This is a genomic window from Bradyrhizobium sp. WSM2254 (assembly GCF_000472645.1).
GTDB lineage: Bacteria > Pseudomonadota > Alphaproteobacteria > Rhizobiales > Xanthobacteraceae > Bradyrhizobium > Bradyrhizobium niftali.
The window spans coordinates 1-15218 of sequence record NZ_KI421447.1 but is presented as its reverse complement, the minus strand read 5'-3'; the positions used below and the strand labels follow the sequence as shown (position 1 = coordinate 15218).

At 65.4% G+C, this 15218-nt stretch carries 11 protein-coding genes and 1 pseudogene; 11 read left to right on the top strand and 1 reads right to left on the bottom strand.

Annotation, left to right across the window (positions count from 1 at the left end):
• Positions 1 to 36: 36 nt before the first annotated feature.
• Positions 37 to 465, bottom strand: a complete 429-nt coding sequence (locus tag A3M7_RS0142435; RefSeq protein WP_049824037.1) for a DUF2809 domain-containing protein — start codon at positions 463 to 465, stop codon at positions 37 to 39.
• Between the two features lie 80 nt (positions 466 to 545).
• Between A3M7_RS0142435 and A3M7_RS0142430 the strand changes: the two genes are divergently transcribed.
• From A3M7_RS0142430 to A3M7_RS45760, 11 genes and pseudogenes are all read left to right on the top strand, one after another.
• A complete protein-coding gene (locus A3M7_RS0142430; protein ID WP_027549344.1) occupies positions 546 to 1877 on the top strand; it encodes an MFS transporter in 1332 nt (443 codons plus the stop codon).
• Between the two features lie 279 nt (positions 1878 to 2156).
• Entirely contained in the window at positions 2157 to 3263 is a 1107-nt protein-coding gene (locus A3M7_RS0142425) for an efflux RND transporter periplasmic adaptor subunit (RefSeq protein WP_027549343.1), read from the top strand.
• 286 nt (positions 3264 to 3549) lie between these two features.
• Positions 3550 to 6687, top strand: a complete 3138-nt coding sequence (locus A3M7_RS0142420; protein ID WP_027549342.1) for an efflux RND transporter permease subunit — start codon at positions 3550 to 3552, stop codon at positions 6685 to 6687.
• Positions 6688 to 6721: 34 nt separating this feature from the next.
• Positions 6722 to 7321 (top strand): TetR/AcrR family transcriptional regulator, encoded by a 600-nt coding sequence (locus A3M7_RS0142415; RefSeq protein WP_027549341.1) that lies wholly within the window; start codon positions 6722 to 6724, stop codon positions 7319 to 7321.
• 181 nt (positions 7322 to 7502) lie between these two features.
• Positions 7503 to 8126 (top strand): flavin reductase family protein, encoded by a 624-nt coding sequence (locus A3M7_RS0142410; RefSeq protein WP_027549340.1) that lies wholly within the window; start codon positions 7503 to 7505, stop codon positions 8124 to 8126.
• Between the two features lie 294 nt (positions 8127 to 8420).
• Positions 8421 to 10688, top strand: a complete 2268-nt coding sequence (locus tag A3M7_RS0142405) for an acyl-CoA dehydrogenase (RefSeq protein WP_027549339.1) — start codon at positions 8421 to 8423, stop codon at positions 10686 to 10688.
• Positions 10688 to 11971, top strand: coding sequence for an acetyl-CoA C-acetyltransferase (locus A3M7_RS0142400; RefSeq protein WP_027549338.1), 1284 nt, complete (start codon positions 10688 to 10690; stop codon positions 11969 to 11971). The genes A3M7_RS0142405 and A3M7_RS0142400 overlap by 1 nt, the downstream gene beginning before the upstream one ends.
• A gap of 2 nt (positions 11972 to 11973) precedes the next feature.
• Positions 11974 to 14070 (top strand): 3-hydroxyacyl-CoA dehydrogenase NAD-binding domain-containing protein, encoded by a 2097-nt coding sequence (locus A3M7_RS0142395; protein WP_027549337.1) that lies wholly within the window; start codon positions 11974 to 11976, stop codon positions 14068 to 14070.
• A 21-nt stretch (positions 14071 to 14091) separates the two neighbouring features.
• A complete protein-coding gene (locus A3M7_RS0142390) occupies positions 14092 to 14502 on the top strand; it encodes an acyl-CoA thioesterase (protein ID WP_027549336.1) in 411 nt (136 codons plus the stop codon).
• Between the two features lie 191 nt (positions 14503 to 14693).
• Entirely contained in the window at positions 14694 to 14885 is a 192-nt protein-coding gene (locus A3M7_RS0142385; protein WP_027549335.1) for a hypothetical protein, read from the top strand.
• Between the two features lie 142 nt (positions 14886 to 15027).
• Positions 15028 to 15218, top strand: a pseudogene (locus tag A3M7_RS45760) (IS5/IS1182 family transposase); the annotation flags it as partial.

Below are 15218 nucleotides of genomic sequence, written 5' to 3'. Positions count from 1 at the left end.
GCCGCGGACGCAAACAGTGGTGGGTTACGCCTTCGGCTAACCCACCCTACGCAGTTGGACGAGCCGATCGATCCACGCGCCAAACGCAATCCCGATGAAGTAAGCCACCAGATTCCGCAGCGAGAAGATCCGCCCCAGCAGCAGCGCGCCGGCGGTGGTCAGCCGGAACGCATCGAGCCATGGCGTGTGTACCAGCCGGGAGAACTCGACGACGATCGCGATCGCCGCGGCAATGACCGCGATCTGCATCCGCGACAGCCTCGGCAGCAAAACCCCGACCAGCAGGAACACCATCGTCGCCCACAACAGCGAGCCCCCGTACTTCACGACGAAGGCGGGAAGGCCAAGCGGAAAGCCGTACCAGCGCAGGGAGAGGCCGCAGGCGATCACGACCAGCACCAGCCCGGCCCGGACCAGGGATGTCCGAAGCAGCGCAGTGGGGTTATCCGGCTGCGCCCCGTGCATTGCTTGCTCCATTGACTCTTTCGCGGCGATGCTCAAAACCCCGGATCAGCCCATAAAAGCAACAACCCTGGGGGGAAGTCATGAGCCAGACCACGACCTTTGCCGGTTCCGCCGGCACAGCCAAGACGGAAGTCGAGACCTCGACCATCCGCGCCATCTCCTGGCGCCTGATTCCGTTCCTGGTGCTGGCCTACTTCTTCTCCTATCTCGACCGCGTCAATCTCGGCTTCGCCGCGTTGACCATGAATGCGGAGCTGAAGTTCACGCCGCTGATCTTCTCCTGGGGCGCCGGCATCTTCTTCATCGGCTATTTCATCTTCGAGGTGCCGAGCAATCTGGCGCTGGAAAAGTTCGGCGCCAGCCGCTGGATCGCCCGCATCATGGTGACGTGGGGCATCATCTCGGCGCTGATGGCGATGGTCAGCGGCGTGACGAGCTTCTACGTCCTGCGCTTCCTGCTCGGCGTCGCCGAAGCCGGCTTCTTCCCCGGCATCATCCTCTATCTCACCTATTGGTATCCGGCCGAATATCGCGCCCGCTTCCTCGCGGCCTTCGCCATTGCCGTCCCGGTCTCGACCGTGATCGGGGCGCCGGTCTCGGGCCTGCTGCTCGGGCTCGATGGCATGATGGGCCTGAAGGGCTGGCAGTGGCTCTTCATCATCGAGGGCATTCCTTCCGTGCTGCTCGGCATCGTCACCTGGTTCTATCTCACCGACAGGCCGGAGAAGGCGGATTGGCTCTCGGCCGAGCAGAAGGCCTGGCTCAAGGCGAAGCTCGATTCCGAAATCGCGGCCAAGCAGGCGGTGAAGCATCTGTCGCTCGGCGAAGCGCTGTCCTCGCCGAAGGTGATCGCGCTCAGCCTGATCTATTTCGGCTTCGTCGGCGCGCTCTACGGCATGCAATTCTGGCTGCCGCAGATCGTGAAGGCGTTCGGTCTCACCAATGCCCAGACCGGCTTCGTCACCGCGATCCCGTATCTGTTCGGCACCATCGCGATGATCCTGTGGGCGCGGCATTCCGATGCCACGCGCGAGCGCGTAATGCATGTCGGCGCGCCACTGCTGCTCACCGCGGTCGCGCTCGGCGTCTCCTCCTATCTCACCGATCCCACCATGACGATGGTGGTGCTGACGGTGGCCGCGATCGGCGTGTTCTGCTGTTTTGGTGTGTTCTGGACCCTGCCGACCGCCTGGCTCTCAGGCACGGCCGCGGCCGGCGGCATCGCCCTGATCAACTCGATCGGCAACCTCGCCGGCTTCGGCGGGCCGTATTTGATCGGCTGGGTCAAGGAAGCGACCGGCCAGACCTCGACCGGCCTGCTGGTGCTCGCGGTGCTGCCCCTGCTCGCCGGCATTTTGGTTTTTGTCGGCGGCCACGACAGCAAGCACGAGTTCGCCGGGCAGGGGCGGTAGCGAGAGCTTTGTAGGGTGGGCAACGGCGCGCCCTTTGCGCGCCGTGCCCACCATCTGTCCCGCCAATAATGACCGGTCTGGTGGGCACGCTTCCGCCTTCGCCCTTCTGGCTTCGGCGGACAAGTCGCTTTGCCCACCCTACGATGGCACCTCTTGGTCGCGCCCGGCGCAATCCTTACCACCCCTTAACGATCACGCTTTCCTGATGACTGACGATTATTGACTTTTATCAGTGATTAGTCGACATTCCTCTCATTGCAGTCGCAGGAGTGTCCTCCGATGTTCGTCCGGTCGGTTTTATCCAGCTATTCCAAGCTCTTGGCGGGTGTGTCGCTGGCCCTGATGGCCGCGGCGCTTGCCGGGTGCAATGACACCGTCGCCGAGAAGGCCGAGCCGCCGCGGCCGGTTCTGATCGCCACCGCGCATTATGATGCCGAGACCCCGGAGCGTAGCTTCGTCGGCACCGTCAGGCCGCGGATCGAGAGTGATCTCGGCTTCCGCGTCGCCGGCAAGGTCGCCAAGCGCCTCGTGGAGGTCGGCCAGACCGTCGAGATCGGCCAGCCGCTCGCCACCCTCGATGAGGTCGATCTGAAGCTCCAGGCCGAGCAGTCCGTGGCCGAGCAGACCGCGGCGACCGGCGTGCTGGCCCAGGCCGCCGCCGCCGAGCAGCGCGCCAAGGATCTGAAGGCCAAGGGCTGGACCACGGACGCGCAGATGGATTCGAGCCGCGCCGCCGCCGATGAGGCCCGCGCACGGTTGAACCGGGCCGAGCGCTCGGTCGAGCTGACCAAGAATTCCCTTTCCTACGCGACGCTCAACGCCGACGCCCGTGGCGTCGTCACCGCGACGCTGATCGAGCCCGGCCAGGTGGTTGCCGCAGGCCAGGCTTCGATCCGTGTCGCCCGCTTTGCCGAGAAGGAAGCGGTCGTCGCGATCCCTGAGACGCTGGTCGGACGTGCCAAATCGGGCGCCGCCAGCGTCACTCTTTGGTCGGAGCCGGGCAAGAAATATACGGCCAAGCTGCGCGAGATCGCGCCCACCGCGGATACCGCGACGCGCACCTATCTCGCAAAGTTCTCGCTGCCCGAGGCCGACGACAAGGTTTCGCTCGGCATGACCGCGACGCTGACGCTGTCGGACGCCGCTACCGAGCGCGTCGCGCGGCTGCCGCTGTCGGCGCTGTTCAACGAAGGCGGCAAGCCCTCCTTCTACGTCGTCGACGACAACGGCGCGGTGACGCTGAAGCCGGTGGTGGTGAAGTCCTACGAGAGCAACGACGTCGTCATCACCAGCGGTGTCGAAGAGGGCGCCAAGATCGTCGCCCTCGGCGTGCAGAAGCTCGATCCGGGCCAGAGGGTGCGGGTCGTCTCGTCACTGTCCTTTTAGTTTCGGTCATTCCGGGGCGGTGCGGAGCACCGAACTATGGTGCGCAATTGCGCACCTGAGAATCTCGAGATTCCGGGTCTGGTCCTTCGGACCATCCCGGAATGACAAGAGAAAGTCGAGTTTCGTCGTGTGAGGTGAGTTTCGGCCCAAGCGCAAATGCTGGGGCTGAAGCGGCGAAGCGATCCAGAATCTGCCCAGCCCCCTGGATTGCTTCGCTGCCTCGCGACGACGGGTTGAACAGAGTGGCTGACGTTTTTGCAATTGGATCGTCTTTTCGGAGAGAGCGATGAAGCGCTTCAATCTTTCGGCCTGGGCCGTCAGCCATCCGACGCTGGTCCTGTTCCTGATGCTCGTGCTCGGCGTCGCCGGCTTCTTTTCCTATCAGAAGCTCGGCCGCGCCGAGGATCCGTTCTTCACGGTGAAGGTGGTCAACGTCTCCGTGATCTGGCCGGGCGCAACCGCCCAGGAGATGCAGACCCAGGTCGCCGATCCCATCGAGAAGAAGATCCAGGAGCTGCCTTACTTCGAGAAGGTGCAGACCTATTCCAAGCCTGCCTTCACCGCGCTCCAGGTCACCTTCCGCGACTCGACGCCGCCGAAGGACGTGCCTTACCTCTTCTATCTGCTGCGCAAGAAGCTGGTCGACGTGCAGGGCCAGCTGCCCTCCGGCATCCTCGGACCCGTCGTCAACGACGAGTTCTCCGACGTCGATTCGATCCTCTACATGATGACCGGCGACGGCGCCGACTATGCCCAGCTCAAGAAGGTGTCCGAAGGCTTCCGCCAGCGCCTCCTGAAGGTGCCGGGCGTGACCAAGGTTGACGTATACGGCAATCAGGACGAGCGTATCTTCGTCGAGTTCAGCCACGCCAAGCTCGCCACCCTCGGCATCACGCCGCAGGCGCTGTTCGACTCGCTCGCCAAGCAGAACAACGTAACCCCGGCCGGCACGGTCGAGACCTCCTCGCAGCGCGTGCCGCTGCGCGTCACCGGCGCGCTCGACGGCGCCAAGGCCGTCGCCGAGACCCCGGTCGAGAGCAACGGCCGCGTGTTCCGTCTCGGCGATATCGCCACCGTCACCCACGGCTATGTCGATCCGCCGAGCTTCGTCGTGCGCCAGGAAGGCAAGGCCGCGATCGGTATCGGCGTCGTCACCGCCAAGGGCGCCAACATCCTCGATCTCGGCAAGGAGGTCGAGAAGGCCACCGCCGAGTTCATGAAGGCGGTGCCGCAGGGCGTCGATGTCAAGCTCATCGCCGACCAGCCCAAGGTGGTCGAGCATGCCGTCGGCGAGTTCGTGCACTCCTTCATGGAAGCGCTCGTCATCGTGCTGTTCGTGTCGTTCCTGGCGCTCGGCTGGCGCACCGGCATCGTGGTCGCGCTGTCCGTGCCGCTGGTGCTCGGCATCGTCTTCATCGTCATGAACACGATGTCGCTCGACCTGCACCGCATCACGCTCGGCGCGCTGATCATCGCGCTCGGCCTTCTGGTGGATGACGCCATCATCGCGGTCGAGATGATGGTGGTGAAGATGGAGCAGGGCTGGGACCGCATGCGCGCGGCGTCCTTCGCCTGGGAATCCACTGCGTTTCCGATGCTCACGGGAACGCTGGTCACGGCCGCTGGCTTCCTCCCCATCGGCTTTGCCAATTCCGCGGTCGGCGAATATGCCGGCAGCATCTTCTGGATCGTGGCGATCGCGCTGGTCGCCTCCTGGTTCGTGGCGGTGATCTTCACGCCCTATATCGGCGTCAAGCTGCTCCCCAACATCAAGGTGCACCACAACCACGATCCGCACGCGGTCTACGAGACCCGCATGTATCGCGGCCTGCGCGCCGTCGTGCAGTGGTGCGTCAATCACCGCATCACGGTGGTGGTCGCGACCGTCGGCGTCTTCGTCGCCTCGGTCGTCGGCTTCGGTCATGTCCAGCAGCAGTTCTTCCCGCTGTCGGAGCGGCCCGAACTGTTCCTCCAGCTGCGCCTGCCCGAGGGCACCGCCTTCAACGTCACCGAGAAGGCGGTGAAGAAGGCCGAGACGCTGCTCAAGGACGACAAGGACATCGAGACCTATACCGCCTATGTCGGCCAGGGTTCGCCGCGCTTCTGGCTCGGCCTCAACCCGCAGCTTCCGAACGAGGCCTTTGCCGAGGTCGTCATCGTCGCCAAGGGCGTCGAGGCGCGCGAGCGCATCAAGGCCAAGATCGAAAATGCGGCCGCCGAGGGCTTTCTGTCCGAGGCGCGTGTCCGAGTCGATCGCTTCAACTTCGGCCCGCCGGTGGGCTTCCCCGTGCAGTTCCGCGTGATCGGCCCCGACGCCAACAAGGTGCGCGAGATCGCCTACGAGGTCCGCGACGTCATGCGGCAGAACAAGAGCGTCAAGGATGTCCAGCTCGACTGGAACGAGCAGTCGCCCTATCTCAAGCTCGTCGTCGACCAGGACCGCGCCCGTGCCATGGGCCTGACCCCGCAGGACGTGTCGCAGGCGCTCGCAATGCTGATCTCGGGCTCGCAGGTCACGACCGTGCGCGACGGCATCGAGAAGGTCGGCGTGGTCGCCCGTGCGATCCCGTCCGAGCGCCTCGACCTCGGCGGCGTCGGCGACCTCACGATCACCTCGCGCAATGGCGTTGCCGTGCCGCTCCAGCAGATCGCCAAGATCGAGTACTCCCACGAGGAGCCGATCATGTGGCGGCGCAACCGCGACATGGCGATCACCGTGCGCTCCGATGTCGTCGACGGCGTGCAGGCGCCCGACGTCACCAGCCAGATCACGCCGAAGCTGAAGGCGATCAAGGATCATCTCGAGCCGGCCTACCGCATCGAGCCGGGCGGTGCGTTCGAGGAATCCGCCAAGGGCAACGCCTCGATCTTCATCCTCTTCCCGGTGATGGTCATGGTGATGCTGACGCTGCTGATGATCCAGCTTCAGAGCTTCTCGCGCCTGATCCTGGTGTTCCTGACCGCGCCGCTCGGCATCGTCGGTGCGTCCCTGGGCCTCAACGTCGCCAACGCCCCGTTCGGCTTCGTGGCGCTGCTCGGCTTGATCGCGCTCGCCGGCATGATCATGCGCAACGCGGTCATCCTGGTCGACCAGATCGAGACCGACGTTTCTCATGGGTTGACTCGCCGAGAGGCGATCGTGGAGGCGACCGTCCGCCGGGCCCGTCCGGTGGTGCTGACGGCGCTGGCCGCCATCCTGGCCATGATCCCGCTGACGCGCTCGGCGTTCTGGGGCCCGATGGCGATCACGATCATGGGCGGCCTGTTCGTGGCGACCTTCCTGACGCTCCTGTACCTGCCGGGCCTCTACGCCCTGTGGTTCAGGAAGAGCCTGGACGAGGCCGGCACCCCCGAGCAGCCTGCCGCGCCGCAGCATGGGAACGATGACCCGCACGCAATTCCGCTTGCTGAAGCGGCTGAATAAGTGAGAAGAAGTGCTGACTGACGAGTCCTGACAGATGACACTGGTTGCGGAACATATCGAAGGCGACACCCGGGATCGTATTCTCGAGGTGGCCGAGCGGCTGTTCCGCCAGATCGGCTACCAGAAGACCACGGTCGGCGACATCGCCAAGGAGCTCAGGATGAGCCCCGCCAACGTGTATCGCTTCTTCGAATCGAAGAAGGCGATTCACCAGGCGGTGGCTCGTTCGCTGATGGGCGAGGTCGAGATCGAAGCGCAGCGGATCGTGGCGAGGCCTGGTCCGGTGCTCCCGCGCTTCCGCGAGCTGCTCACCACCATCCACCGCATGAACACCGAGCGCTATGTCGGCGATAACAAGCTGCATGAGATGGTCGAGATCGCGATGCAGGAGGACTGGGACGTCTGCGTCGCCCATATGGAGTGCATTGCTGGGGTGATCGGCCAGATGATCGCGCAGGGCGCGGCCTCCGGCGAGTTCGAGGCCCCGGACCTGCAACTGGCCGCGCTGTGCTCCTGCACGGCGATGATGCGCTTCTTCCACCCCCAGATGATCGCCCAGTGCGCCACCAAGCCGGGCCCGACCATCGACCAGATGATCGATTTCGTCATCGCGGGTCTGTCGCCGCGTCACTGACGGGCTGGGCCGTTTCCTCCTATAAGCAAGCCGTCCGCCCCGGAATGACGGGCCGGTGGCGGGCAATGACGGACCAACAAACTCCGTCATTGCGAGCGCAGCGAAGCAATCCAGACTGTCTCCGCGGCGGGATTCTGGATTGCTTCGCTGCGCTCGCAATGACGATCAGGGGAAAGCCAGCGTGACCGACAAAGACCTGTACTTCTACGAGCCCTCCAAGGGCCACGGCCTCAAGCACGATCCCTTCAACGCCATCATCGCGCCGCGGCCGATCGGGTGGATCTCCTCCCGCGACACCAGGGGCCACGTCAATCTCGCGCCCTACAGCTTCTTCAACGCCTTTTGCTACGTGCCGCCGATCATCGGCTTCTCCTCCACCAACTGGAAGGACACGGTCTCGAACATGGAGCAGACCGGCGAGTTCGTCTGGAATCTCGCCACGATGGATCTTGCCAGGCAGATGAACGCGACCGCGGCGCATGTCGCGCCTGAGGTCGACGAGTTCGAGGTCGCCGGCCTCACCGCCGTGCCCGGCAAGCTCGTCAACGTGCCGCGCGTGGCTGAGAGCCCGGTCGCCTTCGAGTGCAAGGTGTCCGACATCGTTCGCCTCAAGGGCGCCGACGGCAAGGAGGCCGATGCCTGGCTGACGCTGGGCGAGGTCGTCGCCGTCCATATCGACAAGGCCATGATCAAGGACGGCGTCTACCAGACCGCCGCCGCCCGCCCCATCGTTCGCGCCGGCCGCCGCGGCGACTATTTCGAGATCAAGCCGGAAAACATGTTCGAGATGGTGCGGCCGGATTAGGCCGGCCACCGCTCCCTCCACACGTCATTCCGGGGCGGGCCGACAGGCGCGAACCCGGAATCCATTCATCGACCAACGCTGCCGCACGATGGATTCCGGGTTCACGCTTCGCGTGCCCCGGAATGACGTGGGGTATTCCGCTCGCTTCCCCTCCCGGAACTGCCCCCACACCCTGGCCGTTATGGCCCTTGGGCGGTCGCCCGGCCGCGTCAATTTCGCAGGCGAAGTGTCCACCTCCGCCGGCCACTTTCCGCTAAAATGTCGGTCACCCGCGCTGATCCATGAGGTTTTGCCATGAGCTTCCGCCGCGACACCATCACAAAACCGATCTTCTCCTGGGCGCGCGGCGTGCTGCCGGCGATGTCCGACACCGAGCGCGAGGCGCTGGAGGCCGGGGACGTCTGGTGGGACGCCGATCTGTTCACCGGCAACCCTGATTGGGCGAAGCTGCTGAAGGTCCCGCCGGCAGCCCTGACCGACGAGGAGCAGGCCTTTCTCAACGGCCCGGTCGACGAGCTCTGCGCCATGCTCGACGAGTGGAAGATTTTTTGGGAATGGCGCGATTTGCCGCCGGATGTCTGGCACTTCGTCAAGCGCGAGAAATTCTTCGGCATGATCATCCCGAAGGAGTTTGGCGGCCTCGGCTTCTCGCCCTACGCCCATTCGGAAGTCGTGCGCAAGATCTCGACCCGCTCGATCGCCGCCGCCGTCACGGTGATGGTGCCGAACTCCCTCGGTCCCGGCGAGCTCCTCATGCGCTTCGGCACCAAGGAGCAGCAGGCGCGCTGGCTGCCGCGGCTCGCCGACGGCCGCGACATTCCCTGCTTCGGCCTTACCAGCCCCGAAGCGGGCTCCGACGCGGCCTCGATGGTGGACACCGGCATCATCTGCAAGGGCACCTTCGAAGGCCGCGAGGTCGTAGGCCTCAGGCTCAACTGGCACAAGCGCTACATCACGCTCGGCCCTGTCGCGACGCTGCTGGGCCTCGCCTTCAAGGCCTATGACCCCGACCACCTCGTGGGCCAGCAGGAAGAGCTCGGCATCACCGTGGCGCTAATCCCGACCAATCTGCCGGGCGTCAAGATCGGCCATCGTCATCTGCCGTCGATGCAGGTGTTCCAGAATGGCCCGAATTGGGGCCGCGACGTCTTCATCCCGCTCGACTACGTCATCGGCGGCAAGGAGAGGCTCGGGCAGGGCTGGAAGATGCTGATGACGGCGTTAGCCGCCGGCCGCGGCATCTCGCTGCCGTCGCTGTCGGCGGCCGGCGCCGCCTACGCCGCGCGCACCACCGGCGCCTATGCCCGCATCCGCGAGCAGTTCGGCATCTCGATCTCGAAATTCGAGGGCGTCGAGGAGCCGCTCGCGCGCATTGTCGCCACCGCCTACCAGCTCGACGCGGCGCGCCGGCTGACCTGCGCGGCGCTGAATGCCGGCATCCATCCCGCTGTCATCTCCGGCATCATGAAGCTGCACGCGACCGAACGGATGCGCACCGCCATCGACGACGCCATGGACATTCACGGCGGCAAGGCCGTGATCGACGGTCCGCAAAACTATCTCGGCAATCTGCACCGCGCCGTGCCGGTCGGCATCACGGTCGAGGGCGCCAATATCCTGACCCGCAACCTCATCGTGTTCGGGCAGGGCGCCATCCGCGCGCATCCCTATCTGCTCGACGAGATGAACGCGCTTGCGGACACCGACCGCGAGCGCGGGCTCACCGCGTTCGACAAGGCGTTCTGGAAACATGCCGGCCACAGCTTCCAGACGCTGTTGCGTGCGTTCGGCCGGAGCTGGAGCTTCGGCGCGTTCGCGCCGGCGCCGGATGCGGGTGACGCCACGCCATTCTATCGCCAGCTCTCGCGCTATTCGGCGGCGTTTGCGCTCTGCGCCGACATGGCGCTGCTCACGCTCGGCGGCGCGCTCAAGCGCAAGGAGATGCTCTCGGCGCGCTTCGGCGACATTCTGTCCGAGCTCTACCTGCTCTCGGCCGCGCTGAAGCGCTGGCAGGACGAGGGCCGGCAGACGGAGGACTTTGCCGCGCTGGAATGGTGCATGGCGACCGGCTTCAAGACCATTGAAAATCGGCTCGCGGAAATTCTCGCCAATCTGCCGAACCGCTTCGTCGCCGGTTTCCTCAAGCTCGTGGTCCAGCCTTTCGGCGCCCGTGTGCTCGGCCCGTCCGACCGGGTCGTGCACCGATGCGCAAGCCTCGTGCTGGAGCCGTCGGCGGCACGTGACCGCCTCACGTCCGACCTTGCTTATGTCGACGACGACGGCGGCTTTGCCCGGCTGGAGCGCGCCTTCAAGCTGGTCGCAGGCACCGACGCGATCGCCAAGCGTATCCGCGCCGCGCATATCAGCGAATGGAAGGAGGCGGTGGCCAAGGGCGTGATCACGCAGGCCGAGGGCGAGCAGCTTGCTGCCGCTCATGAAGCCGTCACAAAGGTGATCGAGGTCGACGATTTTGCGCCGGAGGCGCTGTCGCCGATTTACAAGAAAACCGGAGATGTGCATCAGTTCTTCCAGGAACTCGGTGAACAGAGGGCGGCGAGCTGATGGCACGACCAGTATTCATCGTCGACGGCAGCCGGACGCCGTTCTTGAAGGCGCGCTCGGGGCCCGGTCCGTTCACGCCCGTCGATCTCGCCGTGCAATGCGGACGGCCGCTTTTGGCGCGCCAGCCGTTTTCGCCGACAACTTTCGACCAGGTCATCCTCGGCTGCGTCAACGTCATCGCCGACGAGATGAATCCGGCTCGCGTCGCCGCGCTCCGGCTCGGCATGGGCGAGGACATGGTCGCCTTCACCGTGCAGATCAATTGCGGCTCCGGCATGCAGTCGATCGACACCGCCTACCGCTATATCCGCGAGGGCCATGCCGACATGATCCTGGCCGGCGGCACTGAAGCGCTGAGCCACGCGCCGCTGGTCTGGCCGAATTCCGGCGTGCGCTGGTTCGCCGGACTTGCCACCGCCAAGGGCGTCGCCGCGAAATTGGCCGCGGCCTTCAAATTGCGGCCGCGCTATCTCAAGCCGATCATCGGCCTGGAGCGCGGGCTCACCGACCCCATCACGGACTTGAACATGGGGCAGACCGCCGAGGTCGTCGGCCATCTCTTCGGCATCACCCGCGCGCAGTCCGACGCCTACGCCGCCGAGAGCCATCGCCGGCTCGCCCATGCGCAGGCCGAAGGTTTTCTCAAGGGCGAGGTCGAGACCGCGTTCTCCCGCGACGGCAAGTTCTTCGACCACGATGACGGCGTGCGGCCGGACTCCACGGCCGAGACGCTCGCAAAGCTGAGGCCGGTGTTCGAGCGCCCCTGGGGCCAGGTGACAGCCGGCAATTCCTCGCAGATCACCGACGGCGCCTCCTGGGTGATCCTCGCCTCCGACGCGGCAGTCGCAAAACACAAGCTGACGCCGAAGGCCGTCATCGTCGACAGCAACTGGGCCGCGCTCGATCCTGCTATCATGGGGCTCGGCCCCGTGATGTCGGCGACGCCGCTGCTCCAGCGCAACGACCTCACCGTCAAGGACGTCGAGACCTGGGAGCTGAACGAGGCGTTCGCGACGCAGGTGCTCGGTTGCCTCGCCGCCTGGAACGACGACACATTCTGCCGCGAGATACTTGGGCTCGACGGCGCCGCCGGCGAGATCGATCGTGACAAGCTCAATGTCGACGGCGGTGCGATCTCGCTCGGCCATCCCGTCGGCACCTCCGGCAACCGCATCGTGCTGCATCTGGTCAATGCGATGAAGCGCCTCGGCACCCGGCGCGGCGTCGCCACCGAATGCATCGGCGGCGGGCTCGGCGGCGCCATGCTGATCGAGGCGGTGTGACCATGGATTCCAGGATCATGACCGCGCTTGGCGACCGCGTGCTGACGCTCGGGCCCCAGCCGGCGGCCGACGGCCCCTACAAGCATTTCAAGCTGACGCGCGATGCCGACGGCCTCGCCTGGCTGCTGTTCGACCGCGCCGGGACAAGCGCCAACACGCTGTCCTCCGACGTGATGGAGGAGTTCGACGCGGTGCTCGCCGCGATCGAGACCGAGCGCCCCGCAGGCCTCGTGATCCGCTCGGCCAAACCGTCCGGCTTCATCGCCGGTGCCGACGTCAACGAATTCCGCGGTGCCAGCGATCCCGAGATGGTGGAAACGCGCATCCGCGCCGCGCATGCCGTCGTCGATCATCTGGAGGCACTCAAGCTGCCGACGGTCGCGGTCATCCATGGCTTCTGCCTCGGCGGCGGGCTCGAGGTCGCGCTCGCCTGCCAGTCGCGCATCGCCATCGACGGCGCGCGCTTCGGCTTCCCCGAGGTGATGCTGGGCCTGCATCCCGGTCTCGGCGGCACCGCGCGCTTTACCGCACTGGTCAATCCGACCCAGTCGATGGCCTTGATGCTGACCGGCCGCACCATCGATGCACGCCGCGCCAAAGCGCTCGGCCTCGTCGATACCGTGACGCAGGAACGCCACGTCCGTGGCGCGGTGAAGGACGTGCTGTTCGGCCGGCTGAAGCGGGCCGGGCCCAGTCTGCTCACGCGCGCGGCCAACCTCGGACCGGTGCGTGGACTGCTCGCCAAGCGCATGCGCTCGGAGGCTGCGAAGGCGGCACCGCGTGAGCACTATCCGGCGCCTTACGCGCTGATCGATCTCTGGGAGACGCATGGCGGCAGCAAGGCCGCGATGCTGGGGGCCGAGCAGGCGTCATTCGCCAAGCTGATGGTGACGCCGACGGCGCAAAATCTGATCCGCGTCTTCTTCCTGCGCGAGCAGATGAAGAAGGCGGCGGGCTCCGGCAACACGGTGAAGCATGTCCATGTCATCGGCGCCGGCGCCATGGGCGGCGACATCGCGGCGTGGTGTGCGGGGCAGGGGCTGCGGGTTTCGCTCGCGGACATGAAGGCGGAGCCGATCGCGGGCGCGGTGAAGCGCGGGGCCGAGCTTTACGGCAAGATCATCCGCAAACCCACCGAGGTGCGCGACGCTCTCGATCGCCTGATTCCGGACATGGATGGGGAAGGCGTCCGCAACGCCGATCTCGTTATCGAAGCGGTGCCGGAAAAGCTCGAGCTGAAGCAGAAGGTCTATGCCGGCCTCGAGCCGCGGATGAAGCCGGGTGCGATTCTCGCGACCAACACCTCGAGCATTCCGCTTCAGGACCTGCGCACCACGCTGACGCGGCCCGAGCGGCTGGTCGGACTGCACTTCTTCAATCCGGTGTCGCGGCTGCAACTGGTCGAGGTCGTCAGCCATGACGGCAACGATCCGCAAGTGTTGAAAGAGGCGCTCGCCTTCGTCGGCGCGATCGACCGCCTGCCGCTCGCCGTGAAGAGCTCGCCCGGCTTCCTCGTCAACCGCGCGCTGACGCCCTACATGCTGGAGGCGATGGTGATGCTGGACGAGAAGACCGACCAGCGCCTGATCGACGCCGCGGCCGAGCAGTTCGGCATGCCGATGGGACCGATCGAGCTTGCCGACCAGGTCGGGCTCGACATCTGCCTCGATGTCGGCGACATGCTGCGCACCAAGTTCGGCGATCTGTTGCCCCCGACACCGGCCTGGCTGCGCGAGAAGGTCGCCAAGGGCGAGCTCGGCCGCAAGACCGGCAGGGGCTTCTACACCTGGAAGGATGGCAAGGCGGAGAAGGCGCCGCTCCCCGAGACCGGCCCGCGTGTGACCGACCAGATGATCGACCGCCTGGTGCTGCCGATGTCCAACGTCTGCGTCGCGGCGCTTCGCGAAGGCATCGTCGACGATCCCGACGCGGTCGATGGCGCCATGATCTTCGGTACGGGGTATGCACCGTTCCGCGGCGGTCCGCTGAACTATGCGCGCTCCCGCGGCGTGGATAATGTCGTGTCCACCTTGCGTGAGCTCGCCGAACGATTCGGCGGACGTTTCGCGCCCGACGCGGGCTGGGACAATTTCAAGTGAGCAATCTCAAGTGAGAGAGGCATGAACGAACAGGCGAATACCGGGCCGAGCGGCGATCTCTGCATCCGCACGCTGGCGATGCCGGCCGACACCAACGCGAACGGCGACATTTTCGGCGGCTGGCTGCTCAGCCAGATGGACGTCGGCGGCGGCGTGTTCGCCTCGAAGGTCGCGAAGTCGCGCACCGTGACGGTTGCGATCGAGGCGATGAACTTTCGCAAAGCCGTCTATGTCGGCGATCTCGTCTCGGTCTATGCCAATCTCGTGCGTGTCGGGCGCACCTCGTTGACGGTGCATCTGGAGGCGTGGGCGCTGCGCCGCGGAGAGGAGCATCCGTTCCTCGTCACCGATGGCAACTTCACCTACGTCTCGATCGACGAACACGGGCGCCCGCAGGCGGTTCGCCCGTCCGACACGGCGATCGCGACGTAATCGCGCGCGGCGTATGACCGCGCGGCGTTGCCTCCGCGGTCGTCGCGTCTTCGCCAAGAACAAGTCATAAAATGGATGAGGTCCCAGCGTACTCAATTGTACGTCGATTCGGGGTGGAAACGGCCTCAAATGCCCAGGAACCTTTGGGCAGAAGTGTCGTTATTTGCCCGCACTTGAGGAATCCACGGGCCATGCCGGACAGCTACATCATCGAAGTCAATTCGCAGACCGCAGGTATCGTCGTTCGTTCTCAAGGAGGCTACTGCTTTTTCGCCTCGTCCGACCGCTTCTACCGCCTCGAAGGCCAGTTCTTCCGCAACGCCCGCGAAGCCGAGCGCGCCGCGCGCAAGCTGGTCAACGGCGATGTGGAGGAAGCGGCGTAGTTTCGCCTGTCATTCCGGGGCGCGCTTAGCGCGAGCCTGGAATCTTTTGCCGAGTTCACCGCTGCCCTCCCTTCTCCCCTTGTGGGCCTGTTGCGTAATTCGTCAATTGTGATTCCCTAGGGCAAAGCCTTGGAGGGTGGCGATGGCGGTTAAGCAGACGGGACAGCCGAGCTTTGTGGAAGCGCTGATGCCGAAGGGGGCCGGCGCCAATGCGGCGCTGGATCGGCTGGCTGGCCTGGTCAAGTGGTACCGGTTCGAGAAGCTGATCGGCCATTTGCGGGATGAGGGGAGTCCCGGTCGGCCAGGCTATCCGGTGCTGGTGCTGTTTCGTGC